This is a genomic window from Streptomyces sp. NPDC033165 (genome assembly GCF_055577965.1).
This window is the reverse complement of sequence record NZ_JBVIPK010000020.1, coordinates 40,516-59,336: the sequence shown is the minus strand read 5'-3', so window position 1 is coordinate 59,336 and position 18,821 is coordinate 40,516. Positions and strand designations below refer to the sequence as shown.

At 71.7% G+C, this 18,821-nt stretch carries 17 protein-coding genes and 2 pseudogenes; 11 read left to right on the top strand and 8 right to left on the bottom strand.

What is annotated here, in order from left to right:
* Positions 1 to 33 precede the first annotated feature (33 nt).
* The gene (locus ACZ5WC_RS31130) at positions 34 to 624 is read right to left on the bottom strand and encodes a peptidase inhibitor family I36 protein (RefSeq protein WP_468543951.1); all 591 of its coding nucleotides are present in this window, start codon (positions 622 to 624) and stop codon (positions 34 to 36) included.
* A 369-nt stretch (positions 625 to 993) separates the two neighbouring features.
* On the opposite strand from ACZ5WC_RS31130, the gene ACZ5WC_RS31125 reads away from it, so the two are divergent.
* The 4 genes and pseudogenes from ACZ5WC_RS31125 (at position 994) to secD (ending at position 5,794) form a co-directional block, all read left to right on the top strand.
* The gene (locus ACZ5WC_RS31125; protein ID WP_468543950.1) at positions 994 to 1,968 is read left to right on the top strand and encodes an ArsR/SmtB family transcription factor; all 975 of its coding nucleotides are present in this window, start codon (positions 994 to 996) and stop codon (positions 1,966 to 1,968) included.
* Between the two features lie 561 nt (positions 1,969 to 2,529).
* Positions 2,530 to 2,739, top strand: a pseudogene (locus tag ACZ5WC_RS31120) (rod shape-determining protein); the annotation flags it as partial.
* Between the two features lie 56 nt (positions 2,740 to 2,795).
* The gene (locus tag ACZ5WC_RS31115; RefSeq protein ID WP_468543949.1) at positions 2,796 to 3,404 is read left to right on the top strand and encodes a hypothetical protein; all 609 of its coding nucleotides are present in this window, start codon (positions 2,796 to 2,798) and stop codon (positions 3,402 to 3,404) included.
* Positions 3,405 to 3,439: 35 nt separating this feature from the next.
* Entirely contained in the window at positions 3,440 to 5,794 is a 2,355-nt protein-coding gene (gene secD, locus ACZ5WC_RS31110) for a protein translocase subunit SecD (protein ID WP_468543948.1), read from the top strand.
* A 49-nt stretch (positions 5,795 to 5,843) separates the two neighbouring features.
* Here secD and ACZ5WC_RS31105 read toward each other — a convergent pair whose 3' ends face one another.
* Positions 5,844 to 6,698: a helix-turn-helix domain-containing protein gene (locus ACZ5WC_RS31105; RefSeq protein WP_468543947.1), complete on the bottom strand. Its 855-nt coding sequence runs from the start codon at positions 6,696 to 6,698 to the stop codon at positions 5,844 to 5,846.
* A gap of 106 nt (positions 6,699 to 6,804) precedes the next feature.
* Here ACZ5WC_RS31105 and ACZ5WC_RS31100 point away from each other — a divergent pair, with 106 nt between their 5' ends.
* Positions 6,805 to 7,110, top strand: coding sequence for a 4a-hydroxytetrahydrobiopterin dehydratase (locus tag ACZ5WC_RS31100; protein ID WP_468543946.1), 306 nt, complete (start codon positions 6,805 to 6,807; stop codon positions 7,108 to 7,110).
* 125 nt (positions 7,111 to 7,235) lie between these two features.
* On the opposite strand, the gene ACZ5WC_RS31095 is transcribed toward ACZ5WC_RS31100, so the two are convergent.
* Positions 7,236 to 8,198, bottom strand: a complete 963-nt coding sequence (locus ACZ5WC_RS31095; RefSeq protein WP_468543945.1) for a LysR family transcriptional regulator — start codon at positions 8,196 to 8,198, stop codon at positions 7,236 to 7,238.
* A 331-nt stretch (positions 8,199 to 8,529) separates the two neighbouring features.
* Between ACZ5WC_RS31095 and ACZ5WC_RS31090 the strand changes: the two genes are divergently transcribed.
* Entirely contained in the window at positions 8,530 to 9,507 is a 978-nt protein-coding gene (locus tag ACZ5WC_RS31090; RefSeq protein ID WP_468543944.1) for a class I SAM-dependent methyltransferase, read from the top strand.
* A 78-nt stretch (positions 9,508 to 9,585) separates the two neighbouring features.
* Here the strand turns inward: ACZ5WC_RS31090 and ACZ5WC_RS31085 are convergent, their stop codons facing one another.
* Positions 9,586 to 9,906 (bottom strand): hypothetical protein, encoded by a 321-nt coding sequence (locus tag ACZ5WC_RS31085; protein ID WP_468543943.1) that lies wholly within the window; start codon positions 9,904 to 9,906, stop codon positions 9,586 to 9,588.
* Between the two features lie 133 nt (positions 9,907 to 10,039).
* On the opposite strand from ACZ5WC_RS31085, the pseudogene ACZ5WC_RS31080 reads away from it, so the two are divergent.
* From ACZ5WC_RS31080 to ACZ5WC_RS31060, 5 genes and pseudogenes are all read left to right on the top strand, one after another.
* Positions 10,040 to 10,805 (top strand): annotated as a pseudogene (locus tag ACZ5WC_RS31080) (SDR family oxidoreductase).
* Between the two features lie 106 nt (positions 10,806 to 10,911).
* On the top strand, positions 10,912 to 11,226 hold the full coding sequence (locus ACZ5WC_RS31075; protein ID WP_468543942.1) for a nuclear transport factor 2 family protein: 315 nt from the start codon (positions 10,912 to 10,914) through the stop codon (positions 11,224 to 11,226).
* Positions 11,227 to 11,302: 76 nt separating this feature from the next.
* Complete coding sequence (locus ACZ5WC_RS31070) at positions 11,303 to 12,496, top strand: low temperature requirement protein A (RefSeq protein ID WP_468543941.1); 1,194 nt, start codon at positions 11,303 to 11,305, stop codon at positions 12,494 to 12,496.
* Complete coding sequence (locus ACZ5WC_RS31065) at positions 12,477 to 13,709, top strand: low temperature requirement protein A (RefSeq protein ID WP_468543940.1); 1,233 nt, start codon at positions 12,477 to 12,479, stop codon at positions 13,707 to 13,709. Before ACZ5WC_RS31070 ends, ACZ5WC_RS31065 begins: the two co-directional genes overlap by 20 nt.
* The gene (locus tag ACZ5WC_RS31060) at positions 13,706 to 13,996 is read left to right on the top strand and encodes a hypothetical protein (protein ID WP_468543939.1); all 291 of its coding nucleotides are present in this window, start codon (positions 13,706 to 13,708) and stop codon (positions 13,994 to 13,996) included. The genes ACZ5WC_RS31065 and ACZ5WC_RS31060 overlap by 4 nt, the downstream gene beginning before the upstream one ends.
* 102 nt (positions 13,997 to 14,098) lie before the next feature.
* Here ACZ5WC_RS31060 and ACZ5WC_RS31055 read toward each other — a convergent pair whose 3' ends face one another.
* The 4 genes from ACZ5WC_RS31055 to ACZ5WC_RS31040 form a co-directional block, all read right to left on the bottom strand.
* The gene (locus ACZ5WC_RS31055) at positions 14,099 to 14,566 is read right to left on the bottom strand and encodes an RICIN domain-containing protein (RefSeq protein WP_468543938.1); all 468 of its coding nucleotides are present in this window, start codon (positions 14,564 to 14,566) and stop codon (positions 14,099 to 14,101) included.
* A 106-nt stretch (positions 14,567 to 14,672) separates the two neighbouring features.
* Entirely contained in the window at positions 14,673 to 15,509 is an 837-nt protein-coding gene (locus tag ACZ5WC_RS31050) for an aldo/keto reductase (protein WP_468543937.1), read from the bottom strand.
* Between the two features lie 87 nt (positions 15,510 to 15,596).
* A complete protein-coding gene (locus tag ACZ5WC_RS31045; protein WP_468543936.1) occupies positions 15,597 to 17,396 on the bottom strand; it encodes an AMP-dependent synthetase/ligase in 1,800 nt (599 codons plus the stop codon).
* Positions 17,397 to 17,659: 263 nt separating this feature from the next.
* The gene (locus ACZ5WC_RS31040) at positions 17,660 to 18,553 is read right to left on the bottom strand and encodes a LysR family transcriptional regulator (RefSeq protein ID WP_468543935.1); all 894 of its coding nucleotides are present in this window, start codon (positions 18,551 to 18,553) and stop codon (positions 17,660 to 17,662) included.
* Between the last annotated feature and the right edge of the window lie 268 nt (positions 18,554 to 18,821).

Sequence of the window (18,821 nt, the reverse complement as noted above, 5' to 3'; positions counted from 1 at the left end):
CGGGCCGGTCTCGCAGGAGGCCCGGGGTGGAAGTCAGCAGACCTGGATGCCGTCGGCCTTGTCGTTGTTGTAGCTACCGACGTAGGAGCTCTGCGACGGGGCGGAGGAGGCCCAGAGCTGGGTCCACGAGCCGGTCCAGTTGTACACCCTGGTCACGGCGCCCCCGGACTGGTTGTTGTGCCAGGAAGACGTCTTGTCGTTGAAACCCCAGGTGGAGAGGTCGTGGAACGCGCAGTCCGACCAGGTCAGCCGACGGCCGTCGAAGTTGCCGTGTTCGTAGAGACACGTCCAGAGGTAGCTGCAGTTCGCCGTACCGAGCGTCCCCACGGACTCGCCTACGGCCCGGGCCTGCTTCTCGCCCGGCAGCGGGAACGTCATGATCGCCTTGCCGTCACGCCAGGACACCTGGTTGACGCCGATCTGCTCGCCGCCCGGGGTGATGGCCATCTGTTTGTCGATCTGCTTCTGCAGATCGGCGACCTCGCCCCGGCTGAGACCGGCCTGTTCCGCCTGGGTGGCGATCGTGCTGTCGAGCGCGGTCGAGGCGGAGGTCGGACCGGCCAGTCCGAAGACGGCCAGGGCGCTCGCGGAAAGAGCGACCGCCAGCTTGGTTCTCGTACGCACAGGAATCGTGTCCCTTCTGGACATGGAACGTGTCGGGGAACTGTCTTCGCTGCCGCGCTGCTGTCGTACTGCTGTCGTGGAACTCGGAAGTTCTGGTCGTGCGCCCCGGGCGCAGCGCCGGGCGATGGGCGTGGATTACGTTGCCCGCCGCGCGGCGGCGAGCGGAAGCTGTCCCGGAATGCCGCAATCCCCGGGCAGCAGGCTGATTCCTGTGCTACTCGGGGCGAACTCCGACACCTAGCATCTGGACCCGGCGAGCCGCGTTGAGTGCCGATCGGCCGCCGAACACCGTGCCAACAGCAGCGGCATCGCATCGGGGGAGATGTGCTTCGCATCCACTTCACTGCCCAGGACCTCGGACGGATCCGCTTGGCGCACCAGCCGGACGCCCTGTGGGAAACCGTTCTGAGCCTGCACCAACTGAGCCGCCCGAAACCCTTCTTCGCCCCATGGTGCCGACGCACCCGCAGCGCGCTGACCGCCGCGGGCCTGGTGTCCGAGGCCCGGATGCTCACCGCCCTGGCACCGCGCACCTCCTACTTCCCGGACTTCCTCACACCCACGGCCGGACCGGAAGCCGAAACCGGGGCGGGAGCGGGCATCGACCGGGTGCTCTCCACCGGCCGTGACCGGCTGCGCGCCGACATCGCCCGACTCGCCGCCGGCCGGTCCCGGCCGTCCACCTGGCTCGACGAGATCGCCGCGGGCAGAACGCATGCCCTGCGCCGCCTCGGCACGGGGCTGCACCGCTACTACGACCTCGCGGTGGCTCCGCACACAGCCGCCTCAGCGGCCTGTGTCGGCCGAGACCGCCGGCACCGGGCACGCGACGTACTCGATCACGGCAGCGAGAGACTTCTGGCCAATCTCGGCCCCACGTCCCGCTGGAGACCGCCCGTCCTCGAAGTCGACTACTCCATCGAGCGTGAACTCCATCTGGAGGGACGCGGCTTGACGATCATTCCCAGTTTCTTCTGCCACGACCACCCCATCACTCTCGCCCTCCACGAGCTGCCGCCGGTGCTGGTCTACCCCGTGGCGCGCGGGCCGCTGTGGATCCCGGAGTCACCCACCCGCATCCCGGGGGGACCCGCCCTCGACGAACTGCTCGGCGCCACGCGAGCCGCGGTGCTGCGCTCCCTCGCCACCGGACACAGCACCACCACCCTCGCGGAGCGCCTGCGTATCTCCACTACGGCCGCCAGCCGCCACGCCGCCGCCCTGCGCGCGGCGGGTCTCGTCGCCACGGAACGACGAGGGGCCTCCGTACGGCACAGCCGTACGACCTTGGGAGCCGAGCTGGTGGACGGCGGCGGCCACGCCCTGGTCCGGGAGGGCGCCTGACGTCGGCCCTCCCCCCCGGAGCTGGTCGCCGACTGAGGATGCCTGCTCAGGCGTGCCGGCGAAACGGTGAGGAAGTGGCGTTCCAGTACCCGGTATTGCATAGTGAGGGCTCGGTCGTGCCTCGCTGTCAGCGGGCCGATGGAGGCGTGGGAGGCTGAGGTGGCCGACCAGGGGTGAGGGACGATGCGTTCGGTGTACGACGGGCAGCGACCGGGTCGCTCCGTCCCCCCGTCGGCAGGGGGCGGCGGCGAGGGCCGCGGGCCTCGCGCCGTCCGCGGAGCCGGACCGGCCGCGACCGCATCCGAGTCCCCGCGCGAGGGGCACGGGTCGTCGTACCGTCCGGGCGCCGGCGCACGGGGAGAGGGTCCCGGGCCGCTCTGTGACGGGAGCGGTACCGGGGCGTTCGGCGCCGTGCGTGTACGCGGAGGGCTCCGGCCGCACCATGAGCCCCACGAGCACCGTGGCCCTATCGGCAGGCACCCCGCCACCCGGGGACTGGCCCTGGACCTCGGCAGCTCCCGCACCCGGGCCTGGGCGCCCGGTCGCGGCCTGGTCCTCGTCATCCGTGGCGCCCTGCGCAGGGGCCCCGTGCTCGCGGGCGGCGGAGCGCTGCGCCCCGATGTCACCGACCGCCTCGCGCACCGTCTCGGCGTACGCGTGCGCCTGGCCGACGACCCGTCGACCACCGTCGTCCGCGGTGCCGGGCAGATCCTCGGCTCCGTGCTCCGCCACCGCTCGGCCCCGCCCGAGCACCCCGGCCGGGCACGGTGACCCGGCACCCGGAGCCGCCCCGGAGAAGCGCGTCCCCGCCGAGACGGCCCGGCCCGGTGACCCGCGCCCGGTGCGCGCTGGCGGCGCTGCTCCTCGGGGTGCTCGCGGTGGTCGCCGGCGCGTCCACCGCGAACGGTGCCGCCCCCGTGCCAGCCGTTACGACGGGCGGAGCCTCCACGGCCGGAACTGCCACAGTGGGTACCGCCGTGGCCGGCGCCCCCGCCCCGCAACCCCCTGGCGCAGGACCGCACCTCAGCCAGGGCACCGAGCGTACGACCACGACCACCATCACGGCTGCTCCGGCCCAGGCCGTGTCCGGCGCCGTCCCGTACTACGCCGGTGCCAGCGGTGAGCTCGCCGTGTCCGAGGCGGGACACGAGCACTCCCGCGCCGCCGCCGACCCGGCACAGACCCCCCGCGCGGGCAGCGGCCGGGCCTATCTCCTCAGCCACGCGCCCCCGCCCCCGTACGACGCCCTGCCGCCCTGTCAGCCAGGGCCTGCCGTGCCCCGCGACGGCCTGCGGCAGGTCGCCGCGGCCTCCTTCGGTGCGCCCCGCACCCGCCCGGGCGAGCTTCCCGGTGTACGGGGACCTCCGGGCAGGACCACCGGTTCCACGACCGGTCATCCGTCCTGCTCTGCCGATCCGGCGCCGCTTCCTCACTGAGGTGAGGGCGCCCGGCGCCCCACCGGAGGATTTCCATGACTCGCGCCACCACGGTGCGGGCGGTTCTGGCTGCCGCCGTTCTGCTCGTCTCCGTCTTCATCACCCTGACCATGTCGCCCAGACTCGGCCTCGACCTCCAAGGCGGCACCCGTATGGTGCTCCAGGCCCGGGACACCGCCACCGTCGAGGCGGACCGGGAGACCACCGACCGCACCCTGGAGGTCCTGCGGCAGCGCATCGACGCGCTGGGTGTCGCCGAACCGACCCTGACCCGTTCCGGCGAGGACCGGATCATCGTCGAGCTGCCCGATGTCCAGGACCCGCGCCAGGCCGCCGAGGTGCTCGGCCGGACGGCCCAGCTCACCTTCCACGCCGTGGAGGGCCCCGAGGAAGGGGGCCCGGACCCCGATGCCACCCCCGGCCCCGACGCCGCCCCGGACCCCGAACGGCTGGCGCTTCCCGACGAGCAGGGCCGCCCGCTCGCCCTCGGTCCCGCCCGGCTCTCCGGTGCCGGTGTCGAGGACGCCACCGCCTCGTTCGACGCTCAGCGCGGCGCGGGCTGGAGTGTTTCGCTCGAATTCCGCGAGGACGCGGGGCGGGACTGGACCCGGCTGACCGGAGAGGCCGCCTGCCACCCGGCCGGGGACGAGCGGCGGAGGGTCGCCATCGTCCTCGACGAGAAGGTCATCTCCTCACCGCAGGTCGACCCCTCGCTCGGCTGCCGGGCCGGTCTGCCGTCCGGCGCCACTCAGATCACCGGCTCGTTCAGCGCGGACGAGGCGCGTGACCTGGCGCTGCTCATCAAGGGCGGCGCCCTGCCCGTACCCGTGGAGATCGTCGAACAGCGGACCTTCGGCCCGACGCTCGGCGCGGCGGCCATCGAGGCGAGTGCGCAGGCCGCCCTCATCGGAGCGGCCGCCACCGCGCTCTTCGTCACCCTCGTCTACCGGCTCTTCGGCGCCCTCGCGGCCGTGGCGCTGGGCGCCTACGGGGTGATCTCCTACGCCGCCCTCGTCGCTCTCGGCGTCACGCTCACCCTCCCCGGGCTCGCCGGATTCGTCCTGGCGATCGGGATGGCGGTCGACGCGAACGTGCTGGTCTTCGAGCGGGCCAGAGAGGAGTGCGCCGCGCAGCCGAAGCGTTCCCTGCGCTCCGCCCTGACCACCGGGTTCCGCAAGGCGTGGAGCGCGGTCGCCGACTCCAACGCCACCACCCTCATCGCCGCCGCGCTGTTGTTCTTCCTGGGCTCCGGGCCGGTCAGGGGCTTCGGGGTCACCCTCGCCATCGGGGTCGTCGCCTCGATGTTCTCGGCGCTGGTCATCGCCCGCGCGCTCACCGAGATCGCCGCGAACTCCCGCTTCGTCAGCGACTACCGGGGCGTCAACGGAATCGCCCGCCCCGGCAGCGTACGGGCCTGGCTGGCCCGCAAGGACCCGCAGCTCTTCCGCAAGCCGGTCCGCTGGCTCGTCGTCGCGGCGGCCCTGGTCGCCGTCGCGGTGGCCGGAATCGTGGTGCGCGGAGTCGATCTGGGCGTCGAGTTCACCGGTGGCCGGCTGGTCGAGTACTCCACCAGCCGCCCGGTCGACGTGGAGACGGCCCGCGACGCGATCGCCGGGGCGGGCTTCGGCGACGCAGAGGTCACCACCGCGGGCGAAAGCGACCTCTCCGTACGCGCCGGAAAGCTCGACAACGACGCAGAGGAGGCGCTGCGGGCCGCCCTCGCGGCGGAGGGCGGCGAGACCACGAAGGTACGGGACGAGCTCATCGGCCCGAGCCTCGGCGACGAACTGCGGCGCAACGCGCTGATCGCGCTGGGGGTCGCGGTACTCGTTCAACTGGCCTATCTGGCGGCCCGGTTCCGCTGGACGTTCGCCATGGCCACGGTCGGGGCCATGGCGCACGACGTGATCCTCGTGGTGGGCGCCTTCGCCTGGCTGGGGCGGCCGGTCGACGGCGTCTTCCTGGCGGCCCTGCTCACCGTGATCGGCTACTCGGTCAACGACTCGGTGGTGGTGTTCGACCGGGTACGGGAGCTGTGGGCGGCCGACCGGAGGTCACCCGTGGCCACGGTCGCCCGCCGGGCCGTCCTCCAGACCGTCCCCCGTACGGTGAACACCGGGATGGGCGCCCTGTTCATCCTGGCCGCCCTCGCGGTCCTGGGCGGCGACTCGCTCGCCGACTTCGCGCTCGCCCTGCTTATCGGCATCTGCGTAGGCACCTGGTCCTCGGTCTTCGCCGCCGTACCAGGGGCTCTCGTACTGGAGCGGACCGCCAAGGCGCCGCCGCCCGTACCGGGAAAGGGGCAGATGAAGGGGAGGAACAAGGGGCCTGCGCGCGGGCGCGGTGGCACCGGCCGCCGCGATCCGCACGACAACGGGGCCCGCGTCTGACGCGATCCGCTCGGCGACGGGGCCCGCGGCCGGTGTGAACCCGGACGGGTCAGCACGCCACGTGGGCGCGCAGATGGGCGGCGGTCTCCCGGTCGGCGGGGAGAAACGTCTCGATGGCCAGCTCGGCCACCGTCACGTCCATCGGGGTGTTGAACGTCGCGATCGACGACAAGAACGACAGGACCCGGCCCCCGTGTTCGAGCAGCAACGGCAGCGCGAACACGGGCGGCCGGCCCCTCCCCGGGCCGTCCGCTCCCTCCGCTCGCGCGCCCCCGGCGGGCGGGTCGGCCAGGTCGGTCCGGCCGGTCCGCGAAGGCACCGGGTAGGCGGCCACCTCGTCGTACAGCGCACGCAGCTCGGACGAGCGGGCGAGGGCGATCTGCCGGTCCATCTGCGCCAGCAGGTCCGCCCGCCACTCAGGGAGATTCACGATGCGCGAAGCGAGCCCCTCCGGGTGGAGAGTCAGCCGCATCGCGTTGACCGGTGGGGTCAGCAGCCGCTCGGACACCCCCTCCAGCAGCAGAGCGATCCCCCGGTTGGCGGCAACCACCCCGTATGTGCCGTCCACGACGAGCGCGGGATAGGGCTCGTACGCGGTCAGCAGCCGCTCCAGGCTCTCGCGCAAGGACGCCATCGCGGGGTCGTCGAGCGGTGTCCGCGTAAAGCGGGGTGCGTAACCGGCCACCACCAGAAGGGCGTTGCGTTCGCGGACCGGGACGTCCAGCTGCTCGGCCAGCCGCAGGACCATTTCCTCGCTGGGCCGGGAGCGGCCCGTCTCGATGAACGAGATGTGGCGGGCCGAGGAGTCCGCGCGCAGCGCCAGCTCCAGCTGGCTGAGGCGCCGCTGCTCCCGCCAGCCCCGCAGCAGTGGCCCCACTCCCGTGTCGGGCACGACAGTCGTCATGCCGAGACCGTAACGTCACCGGCGTGCCGGGGTCGTATTGGTCGGCCCCGGTCCGCCGGGGCGTACGTCCTGCCGCCGGTCCACCGAGACACCCGGGAGCCGTTCCATGACCGCCGAACCGCTGTCGCCGACCGAGATCGAACGCCGCCTGGAGGGCCTGCCCGGCTGGGCGCTGGAAGGGGACCTGCTGACCCGGACCTTCCGGCTGCCCTCCCACTTCGCCGCCGCCGCGCTGACCGTCCACATCGCGCAGATTCAGGAGGAGCTGAACCACCACTCCGATCTGACGCTGGGCTACAACACGGTGGCGCTCTCCGTCCACACCCATGATGCGGGCGGCGCGGTCACCGAGAAGGACTTCGCGCTCGCCGCCAGGGTGTCGGCCGCCGCGCCGTCCCACGGAGCTGAATGAGCCGCATGAGTCGCATGAGCGGCCTTGGCCGTATGAACTCCATGCGCCGTACGGGCCGGGTGAGCTGACGGTCGGGGGCGCCGGGTGCACCCCGGCCCGGCGAGGGAGCCCCCTCCGGCCCCGCCTCAGGCCACCGTGCCGAACCGCGGGTGCGTCGTGAGCCACCGGGCGTAGCTCGGGCTCCGCGACACCGCCTCCGCGTACGCCGACCGGGTCGCCCCGGTCACCGTCGCCGCCGCGGCGTCCGCGGCGGAGGAGTGCGGGTGCCAACCCACCAGATGGCGCCAGCTGAGCGGCGCGCCGGCCAGCGGTCTGGTGACCAGCCCGGGAGCAGGCGGGAACGTCGCCCGGCACAGCCCGATCGCCCGCCCCACCTGGACCAGGTGGACGACGGACGCGGTGTCCGTCTCGTACACCGACACCGGGGTGAAGCCCGCCCGCGCGCAGGCCGTGGCGAAACAGTCCGCGAAACAGCCGTCGCCCGGTACGTCCGCCCAGCACTCGTCCGCCAGTGCGGCCAGCTCCAGTTCGCTCTGTCCGGCCAGGGCATGGTCCTCCGGCAGCATCACGAAGACCGGGTCCACCCCGACGACCTCCCAGGCGAGCCGCTCGGCCAGCGGCGGCGGGCTCTCGCCGCACGTCCCGATGAGTGCGAAGTCCAGCCGCCCGTCGATCACCAGCGAAGCGATCTCGGCCACCGACCACGAGGTGTACGTCGACACGGGGGTCGCCGGGTGAGCGGCGGCCATCCGGTCCACCAGACCGCCGAGCAGCGGGCCGTGCGTGCCGCCCAGCCGGAACCGGTCCAGCGCCCCCGTGGCGTTGGCGAACCGTACGGCCTCCGCCTGGAGTTCGCTCACCGCGGGCAGCACCACCCGGGCCCGTTCCAGCACCAGTTCGCCGAGCGGGGTGGCACGGGCACCGGTGTGGTCGCGCTCGAAGAGCGCGCCTCCCAGGGCCTTCTCGATCCGCCGCAGCTGGGCGCTGAGGGCGGGCTGGGCCAGCCCGAGGGTAGCGGCGGCCTTGGTGAGGCTGCCTGTGTCGGCTATGGCACGGACCGTTCGCAGATGGCGCAACTCCAGCTCCATAATGGCAAGTTATGGGCCCATGGGCGGCGCGGCAATATGCGTGCTCCGCCTACCGTTCAGTCGGTGTCCTCGGCCCGTACTCCGTCGCGTCGGCCGACGGGCGTACGGGCCCGGCGTCAGCGGCTCGCCAGGCGCCGACCGAATCCTCGGCTCCCGCCCCAGGACGCGCTTGTCCCCGTCCGTCGCCGCCGTGTCGTTGCCGTCGAGCACCGTCGCGAACAACTCGGCCGGGTCGTGGAGGTCCAGGCGTCCCGCGCGGGGGCAATGGGGGTGATTTGCTGAACCGGCAACAGAATTCGCCGACTGAAGGCACGTTGGGGAGCCTGGTCCCATGCCCAGCAACGCCGGTCACGGCCACCACGAAGCGCCCGCGCCCACCGCCACGGCTGTCCACCATCATTCCCACGCCCATGCCCGCGCCCACACCTCCGCGCACGGGTCCGGGTCCGGGGCTGATCCGGGCACGGACATCGACTGGGACGTCATGGGCCCGCTGCTGGAGCAGGACGCCGAACTCAGCAGCACGCAGTACGAGGAAGCGGCCCGCTGGATCGCCACCCTGCCCACCGCGCCGGAGGTCCGCCGGGTGCTGGACATCGGCAGCGGCCCCGGAGTCGTCTCCTGCCTGCTGGCGGACGTCTTCCCCGAGGCGGAAGTCGTCGCCGTCGACGCGACGCCCGCGCTCCTGGAGCGCGCGAGGAACCGGGCCCAGCGCCTCGGCGTGATCGACCGCTTCCGCACGAAGGAGGCCGAACTGCCTCGCGAGGTGCACCGGTTGGGGCAGGCCGACCTGGTCTGGGCGGGCAACTCCCTGCACCACATGGGAGACCAGCGCGCCGCCCTCGCCTCCTTCGCCGGGCTCCTGCGGCCCGGCGGGACCGTCGCGCTCGTCGAGGGCGGGCTCCCCACCCGGCGGCTGCCCCGCGACATCGGCATCGGGCGGCCCGCTCTGGAGGCCCGGATGGAGGCGGCGGCCGCCGAGCGATTCGACCGGATGCGCGCCGAACTCCCTGACACGAAAAGGGAGACGGAGGACTGGAGTGCGCTGCTCGCCGCCGTCGGACTCACCCCGCAGGGCACCCGCAGCTTCCTGCTCGACCTGCCCGCCCCGCTCTCCCGCGCCGCCCGCGACCATGCCGTCGCGAGCATGGCCCGCGAGCGCGAGGTGTTCGGGGAACTGCTCACGGCCGAGGACAGCGCCGTACTGGAAAGGCTGCTGGACCCCGATGACCCGCAGGGCCTCCACCACCGGCCCGACGTGTTCCTGCTGACCGCCCGCACGGTGCACCTGGGGCGGCGCGAGGCCTGAGAGTGTGGTACGTGGGTATTTGTCCGTTTCGAGGGTGGGTTTGAGTGAGGGCTGCTGGTCACCGGAGCGTGATGGGGATCAGGTGCCGGGCTGGGCGGACAGGCCGGGTTCGGGTTCGGGTTCGGTGAGGATTCCCCGGGTGACCAGGCGTTTGAGCTTGGACCGGATGCCTTCGGTGTTCTTCGGGACGATGGGCGGGTCGAGGGCCTGACAGAGATCGCGGGCCCGCAGCGGTGTCGCGGCATCGGCGAAGGCGGCGAGGATCTGCTGGTAGGCCGGGTGGTCCGGCAGGTCGGGCCCGGACGGTTCGTCGGCGGGGGCGCATCTGTCGGGTACCGCGCGGCACGGGGCGGTGATCGTGGGAGCGCCGCGGCGGCGAACGGTCGGCTCCCATGCCACGGTCGGATCGCATAAAGATGCTCAGGCGCATGGGCCGTGCTTGTGTGGACGGAGTGCAGACACCCGCCCGGCCGTCTACGGGCCGGTGCCCGCGTGGTGGTGATCCTTCCCACGTACATGCAAGGAGACTGTCATGGCCAGCACCCCGGACAAGTCGATCGACGGCAAGGTCGCCTTCGTAGGGGGTGCGTCACGCAATCTCGGCGGACTGATCAGTACGACTCTGGGCGCCGAGGGCGCACGGGTGGCGGTGCATTGCCACAGCGACTCCTCCCGGGCCAAGGCTGACGACGTGGTCGCGCAGATCAACGCCGGTCCCGGCGAGGCGTTCGCGGTCCAGGCCGATCTGACGCGGGTCTCTGAGGTGGAGCGGGTCTTCGACGCGGTCGTGAACCGGTTCGGGAGAGTTGGACTACAGCGTCAACACCGCCGGCATGGTGCTGAAGAAGCCGCTCACCGAGATCACGGAGGAGGAGTACGACCAGATGTTCGCGGTCAACTCCAAGGCCGCGTTCTTCGTGATGCGCGAGGCCGCGCGCAGGATGGAGGACGGCGGGAAGATCGTCACGATCGTCACCTCGCTGCTGGCCGCCTACACCGGCCTGTACTCCACGTACGCCGGCAGCAAGGCCCCCGTCGAACACTTCACCCGGGCGCTGTCGAAGGAGCTGTTCGGCCGGAACATCTCCGTGAACAACATCGCCCCGGGGCCGATGGACACCGGGTTCTTCTACCCGGCCGAGGACGACGACTCCGTCGCTTACCACAAGTCCTCGGCCATGAACGGTGACCTGACCAAGATCGAAGACATGGTCCCCTGGGTGCGTCTCCTGCTTACCGACGGCTGGTGGGCCAACGGTCAGACCTTCTTCCTCAACGGCGGCTACACCACCCGCTGACCACCCCTTCGCTGGTGCTGGGGCACCGCGGTGCCCCAGCACCAGCGAGGCCTTGCCCCGTCCGAACAGACCGTGCCTCTCATCCCGTGTTCCGAGGAGATACGCCATGCCTGCTCAGCTCAGCGATCCCGCGGTGGCCGCGTTCGTCGCCGCTGTGAACGCCGGCGACCGCGACGCCTTCTTCGCCGCTCTCACCCCTGATGCCACCATGTCCGACGACGGCACCCAGCGTGACCTGAACTCCTGGGCAGAGAAGGAGATCTTCTCTGCCGACGGGCGCATGGACGTGGAATCGGTCTCGGCCGACGGCCGCACCCTGGTCGCCACCTACACCAATTCCACCTGGGGCAGCATGCGCACGCGCTGGGCCTTCACGGTCTCGGAGGACCGGATCAGCCGGTTCGACACCGGTCAGGCATGACAGCGCACCGAGCCCAGATGCGAGGCCGAACCCGCGCGACCGCACCGCTGATGGCGCTCTCCCTCATGGACCGACCATGACCGTACAGCGCACCCAGCATCAGTTGCTCCGGGAACGGGCGAAGGACGGTGCTCCGGAAGTGGGAGCGATCGAGCTGTTCTTCGACCTCGTCTACGTCTTCGCCATCATTCAGCTGTCGCACTTCCTGCTCACGCACCTCACGGGCGAGGGAGTGGCACGGGCCGCAGTGCTGTTCCTCGCCGTCTGGTGGGGCTGGAACTACACGGCGTGGGCGATGAACTGGCTCAACCCGGACAACGTAGCGGTCCGGCTCCTGACGGCGGTACTGATGCTGCTGGGTCTGGGCATGGCCGTGGCACTGCCCGGGGCCTTCGGGGCGGACGCCATGCTGTTCGCCGTGTGCTACGTGAGCCTGCAACTGCTGCGTACGACATTCATGGTGGTGGCCTGCCGCGGCCAGGTGCTCGGCGGGAACTACGCCAGGATGCTGTGCTGGACCGCCTGCGCGGGGGTGTTCTGGATCGCGGGGGCGTTCGCGCCTGAGGAACACCGTCTGTGGTGGTGGCTGGTCGCCGTAGTGATCGACTACGGGGCGCCGTTGGCCGACTTCTTCGTTCCCCGTTTCGGCTCCGCGCCCATGCACACCTGGCCGCTGCACCGCGAACATCTCGCCGAGCGCAACCGGCTCGTCTTCATCATCGCGCTCGGCGAATCCGTCCTGATCATGGGTTTCACCCTGGACGAGGTCGAGTTGACGGGACCGGTCGTCGCGGCGACCGTGATCGGCTTCACCGGTCTGGTCCTGCTGTGGTGGAACTACTTCGGCTTCCGCATCGAACGGGAGCGGGAAGCAGACCCCGAGGGAGCACTGCAGACGGCCATCGCCCGCTCGGGCTTCGCCTACGCCCACGCGGTGATGATCGCGGGAGCGATCGTGGTGGCCGTGTCCATCGAACAGGTCACCATGCACTCCACCGGACACCTCGAACCGGAGGTGATCTGGTGCGTGATCGGCGGCCCCGCGCTCTACCTCGTCGGAAACCTGCTCTACATCCACGCCCGTACGGGCCTCATCGCCCACTCCCGGCTGGTGGTCATCGCGATCCTGGTCCTGCTCGGCGTCCTGGCCCAACTCACCGACATCCTGAACCCCCTGGCCCTCGCCGCAGCCGCGACCGTCTGCCTGCTCGCACTCGCCGTCACGACCCACGCCGTCCAAGCGCGCCGCCATGACGCCGCCGCCGGCTGACCTGAGCGGGAAACCCCGGGACACCGGCCCGGTGCCACCGGGCAACCACGGAGTGGGACCGCCCCTGCACCGGCGGATGCGGCCGCGGGACCCGGCCGAACCCCGCAGCCAGACCGCGCTGGAGCTGCTGTTCGACCTGGCGTTCTCCGTGGCCTCCGGCTTCGCAGCCGTTCAGTTGGCGCAGTCGCTGGCCGACGCCGACACGGCTGCCGGGGCGGGGAAAGCCGTCCTCGGGTTCGCGATGGTGTTCTTCGCGATCTGGTGGGCCTGGCTCTCCTACAGCAGGTTCTCCTCCGCGTACGACACCGACGACGGCCTGACCTGGGGCGTGACCGCGCTCCAGATCGTCGGAGCCTGCGTGCTCGCCGCCGGCGTACCCCAGGCCTTCGCCGAGGGCGACTTCGCCGTCATCACCATCGGCTACGCCGTGATGCGCGTCCCGCTCGTCGCGCAGTGGTACCGCGCCGCCAGAGGAGACCCGCAGCGGCGCGTGACGTGTCTGCGATTCGCCACCGCTCTGCTGCTGCTCCAGGTGGGCTGGGCGGCACGGCTCGCGCTGCCCGACCCGTGGCAGCTGCTCACCTTCCCGCTGCTGGCCGCGGGCGAGATCACCGCGCCGCTGTGGGCCGAACGCCGCGGTGCGCCACCGGTCAACCCCGCCCACTTCGCGGGTAGGCACCTCCGCTTCGCCCTCACCGTGGCCGCCCAGACGGTCGCCGCGACGATCTGGGCCGTGCAACTGAGCCTGGAGGACGTCGAGAGGCGGAGCGCACTGCTGTCCGTGGCCGTGCTGTCCGTGGGCGTCATCGTCTGCCTGGTGTGGCTCTACTGCGGCATGCCGCACGCCCAACTGGTGGCGCAGCGGTGGAGGAGGCGGTGGACGTACGGGCACTACGTGTTCCTCGGGGCCCTGTGCGCCGCGGGCTCGGGAACACGCTTCCTGGCGGACCGCGCGGACGCTCCGGGGGCGGGCGGTCATGCGGCCGTGCCCCTCGCGGTAGCCGTGGCCGTCGCCCTGCTGGCCCTGTGGGGCATGTGCGTGGTGCCCGCTGCCGGGGCTCTCGTCTCCGCCCCGCTGTCTTCGCTGCGCTATCCGGCTGCCGCTGCGGTAACCGTGGCGGCGCCGCTGGTGGTGGACCGGCCACTGTGGGCCACCGGGGTGATCGCCGTCGTACTCCTTACCCTGTCGTGGGCGGCCCGCCGCGCCAGGTGACGGCCTCGCCCTCGTGCGCCAGCACCGTCATGGGTCTCGTCGCCGAGGCCGTCGTGCTGCCGGCATCCGCGCACGACAGCGCCGCCGGCACCGCCCTGCTGGACGGCGTGGCCGCCCAGTTGGACACGGCCAAGAAGGCCCTGGTCGACCAGGGGTTCAAGAAGACCGTCGTCGACCGCGGCAAGACCCACGGTATCGACGTAGAGATCGTCGAGCGCAACCGGCCGACAAGGGCTTTGTCCCGCAGGCCAAGCGGTGGATCGTGGAGCAGACGAACGGGATCTTGATGCTCTACCGGCGTCTGGACCGTACTCTGAGAGACCTCCCTGGGGCCGGCCGTTCGGATCACGCCGGACTCGCGGGGTCCGGCCTGATCCGAACGACAGACCTCAGGCCACCGGCTCCAACCGCCACCACTGGAACGGGGAGTCGGTGTCCTCCCACTGCTGCACCGTCCCCCCTTCCTCCGTCGAGCGGTCCGCCACCTCCATGACGAGGCCGCTGATGAAGCTCACCAGCGTCACCGTCCCCGGGGCCTCCGCGTGCTGCTCGATCAGCCACTCCTGAGCGCCGAAGTTGTTGGCCTTCCACTGCTGGACACGGGTGCCGTTCTCCGTGGCGGCGTTCGCCACGTCCAGCCGCTTCCCGCTGTGGGCGTTGACCAGGTGGAAGAGGGCGGCGCCCTCGTGGACGGGGGACAGCTGCCACACCTGCGCGTCCGTCCCGTCGTCCTTGCCCTGCTGGACCCGGGCGCCGCTGCCCTTGGCCCCGCCGTAGACCTCCAGCACCAGTTCGCTGCCGACGTTGCGCAGACGGTAGGGGCCTGCCTGGACGACGGGCGCGGGTTCGCTGCTCATGTTCCGTATCTCTCCGGTTGCGTTGTGCGCTTCGGCTGGGACACCGACCTGACCGACGACGGCGCCCCCACCGATATCACGGTGGGGGCGCCGGGGGCTTCGGCGCTCAGGCGCCGACGTTGAACTCCGCCGGGTCCGGGCCGAGCCGCTTGCCCTCGTCCAGCGCGGCGAACGCGGCGAGGTCATCGGCGTCCAGCTCGAAGCCGAACACATCGAGGTTCTCCTCGATCCGCGACGGGGTCACGGACTTCGGGATCACGATGTTGCCGGTCTGGAGGTGCCAGCGCAGCACCGCCTGGGCGGGGGTGCGGCCGTGCTTCTGGGCGATGGCGACGACCGTCGGCACCTCCAGCAGGCCCTTGCCCTGGCCCAGCGGCGACCACGCCTCGGTGGCGATGCCGTGCTCGGCGTGGAAGGCGCGGGACTCGGCCTGCTGGAGCTGCGGGTGCAGCTCGATCTGGTTGAGGACGGGAACCACGGAGGTCTCCGCGAGCAGTCGCTTCAGATGCTCGGGGCGGAAGTTCGACACGCCGATGGCCTTGGCGCGGCCGTCGGCGTAGATCTTCTCGAACGCCTTGTACGTGTCGGTGTACGCGTCCTTCGCCGGGACCGGCCAGTGGATCAGATACAGGTCGACGTAGTCCAGGCCGAGCTTGTCCAGCGAGGCGTCGAAAGCGCGCAGCGTGCTGTCGTACCCCTGCTCGGAGTTCCACAGCTTGGTGGTGATGAACAGCTCGTCACGGGCGATGCCGGAGGCGGCGACCGCCTTGCCGGTGCCTGTCTCGTTCTCGTAGATCGCGGCGGTGTCGATGCTTCGGTACCCGGCCCTGAGGGCTGTGGCCACGGCCTTCTCCGCCTCGTCGTCCGGCACCTGCCAGACGCCGAAACCGAGCTGCGGCATGTCGAGGCCGTTGTTGAGGGTGATGGAGGGGACCTGGCTCACGAGCGATCGATCCTAACGTCGTCGGTTGGTACTTCCCACGACAACGTCCGGGCGGGCACAGACATTCCCGCACCCGGCCGCGCCGCATCAGTGGTAGAGCGCGTCCACCTCCGCCGCGTACGCCGCCTCGATCGCCTTGCGTTTCAGCTTCAGCGAGGGCGTCAGCAGCCCGTGGTCCTCGGTGAACCGGTGGGCCAGTATCCGGAACGTACGGATCGACTCCGCCTGCGACACCGCCGTGTTGGCCGCCACCACCGCCCGGCGGATCTCCATCTCCAGGTCCGGGTCGCGCACCAGGTCGGCGGGGGCGAGCGGGGCGCGGCCCTGCATGGACAGCCAGTGGTCCACGGACTCCTGGTCGACGGTGACCAGCGCCGCGATGTACGGGCGGTCGTTGCCGACGACGATGCACTGGGCGACCAGCGGATGCGCCCGTACGCGCTCCTCCAGACCGGCCGGGGAGACGCTCTTGCCCCCGGACGTCACCAGGATCTCCTTCTTCCGCCCGGTGATCGTCAGATAGCCGTCCTCGTCCAGCGCGCCGAGGTCACCGGTGGCCAGCCAGCCGTCGCGCAGCACGGCCCGGGTGGCCTCGGGGTTGCCCAGATAGCCGGAGAACACGTTCGCCCCGTGCAGCCAGACCTCGCCGTCCTCGGCGATGTGCACCGAGGTCCCGGGAATGGGCTGCCCGACCGTGCCGTACCGGGTGCGTTCGGGCGGGTTCGCGGTCGCCGCCGCGGTCGACTCGGTCAGCCCGTACCCCTCGAAGACGCTCACCCCGGCGCCCGCGAAGAACAGACCGAGCCGGCGGTCCATGCCCGAGCCGCCCGACATCGCGTGCCGCACCCGGCCGCCCATCGCATCGCGGACCCTCTTGTAGACGACCTTGTCGAAGAACTGGTGCTGCACCCGCAGCCCCGCCGAGGGCCCGGGGCCGTCCCCGAACGCCTTCTGCTCCAGTGCCTCGGCGTACTTCACCGCGACCTCGACGGCCTTGTCGAACGGGCCTGCCCGGCCCTCCGCCTCCGCCTTGCGCCGCGCCCCGTCGAAGACCTTCTCGAAGATGTACGGCACCGCCAGGATGAAGGTGGGCCGGAACGCCATCAGGTCCGGCATCAGCGCGTTCGCCGACAACTCCGGCTGATGGCCGAGTTTGACCCGGCCCCGGACCGCCGCGATCTCCACCATCCGGCCGAAGACATGGGCCAGCGGCAGGAAGAGCAGCGTGGCCGCCTCGTCACCCGGCTTGGAGTGGAACACCGGCTCCCAGCGGCCGACCATCGTGTCGCTCTCGAACATGAAGCTCGCATGGGTGATCACGCACCCCTTGGGGCGGCCGGTCGTCCCGGAGGTGTAGATGACGGTCGCCACGGACTCGGGAGTCACCGCGCGCCGGTGCCGGTGGACCACCTCGTCGTCGACCTGCGCGCCCGCCGCGACCAGTTCGTCCACCGCCCCGGCGTCCAGCTGCCACAGCCGCTTCAGACGCGGCAGCCGGTCGATCACCGAGCCGACGGTCATCGCGTGGTCCTCGTGCTCGACCATCACCGCCACGGCCTCGGCGTCGTGCAGCATCCACAGGACCTGCTCGGCCGAGGACGTCGGATAGATCGGCACCGACTGGGCCCCGACGGTCCAGAGTGCGAAGTCGAGGAGGGTCCACTCGTAGCGCGTACGGGACATCAGCGCGACCCGGTCGCCGAAGCGCACGCCGTGCGCGATCAGCCCCCTCGCCAGGGCCAGCACCTCGTCGCGGAATACCTCCGAGGTCACATCCCGCCACTGTCCGCCCGCGTCCTTGCGGCCGAGCGCGACCCGCCGCGGATCGTCCTCGGCGTGCTCGAAGACCACATCGGCCAGACCGCCGACCTGGGGCGCGGCTGCCATGGGTGGGACAGTGAATTCACGCAATGACCTGCTCCTCGTGGCGCTCCGCACAGCGCCGCGACGCTACCCCAAGCAGGGGCCGGGCGGGAGGGGTTCCGACACGCTCCGTGCACCGGTGCATCCGTCCCGTCAACCGTTGAAATCCGGCCAGATGGGCAAGGGTCGGGCGTACACAGTGCCTGGTTCTGCCGGACGAGTGAGCGGCTCGCACCGGAATCTCCACCGAATCCGCCCGCCGCGGTCACGGCCGTGCGGGCGTCCCGCTACGAGGCGTCGTGACCGCCGCCCCCTCGGTGCAGCCGATCCCCGCCCGCCAGGATCGCCGCCGCCAGCGCGTCGGCCGCCTCCTGCGCCGGACCCCCGCGGTTCCCGTGCAGCAGCACGAAGTCGACACCGCCCAGCTCGGGGAGCCCCGCCCTGGCCGGAACCGGCACCAGACCAGGCGGAATCAGCCCCCGGGAGTGCGCCATCACCCCCAGGCCCGCCCGCGCCGCCGCCACAAGACCGCTCAGGCTCGTACTCGTGACGGCGATCCGCCAGGCCCGCCCGTGCTCCTCCAGCACCTCCAGGGCGCGGGCCCGGGTGATCCCCGGCGGCGGGAAGACGACCAGCGGCACGGGGCGCTCCGGATCGAGCCGCAGGCTCGGCGCGCCGATCCAGTCCAGGGCGTCCCGCCACACCAGCTCGCCGTGCGTGTCGTCGGTGCGGCGCTTGGCCAGGACGAGATCCAGGCGGCCCGCCGCGAGCTGCCGGTGCAGGGTCCCCGACAGCTCCACCGTGAGCTGGAGCTCGACCTCCGGGTGGTCGCGGCGGAAGGCCTCCAGGATCTCCGGGAGCCGGGTCAGCACGAAGTCCTCGGAGGCCCCGAAGCGCAGCCGCCCGCGCAGCCGGGTGCCCGCGAAGAACGCGGCGGCCCGTTCGTGCGCCGCGAGGATCGTCCGGGCGAAGCCGAGCATCGCCTCCCCGTCCTCGGTCAGATCGACCCGGTGGGTGTCGCGCGCGAACAGCTGCCGCCCCGCCGCCTCCTCCAGCCGCCGTACGTGCTGGCTCACCGTGGACTGGCGGACCCCGAGCCTGCGGGCGGCCTGGGTGAAGCTCAGCGTCTGGGCGACGGCGAGGAAGGTACGCAGCTGAGCGGGGTCGTACGAGGCGTCCATGGCCCCACGTTATCGAGAACCGTGATGACAGTCAGAGCGGTGTACGGGTTTCCCGATCACCTGGTGGGGAGCAGGATGGTGCCGGTAGGGCGGGGCTCCCGGAGTCCGGTACGGCCGGGTCTCCCGAGCCTGGTACGGCAGGGTTCTCCGGAGCCTCGTACGGCAGGGCTCGCCGAGCCCGGTACGGCCGGGTGCCCCGTGCCTGGTACGGCCGGGCTTCCCGAGCCCGATACGGCCCGGCTTCCCCGAGCCCGGGCCATGCCGGGGC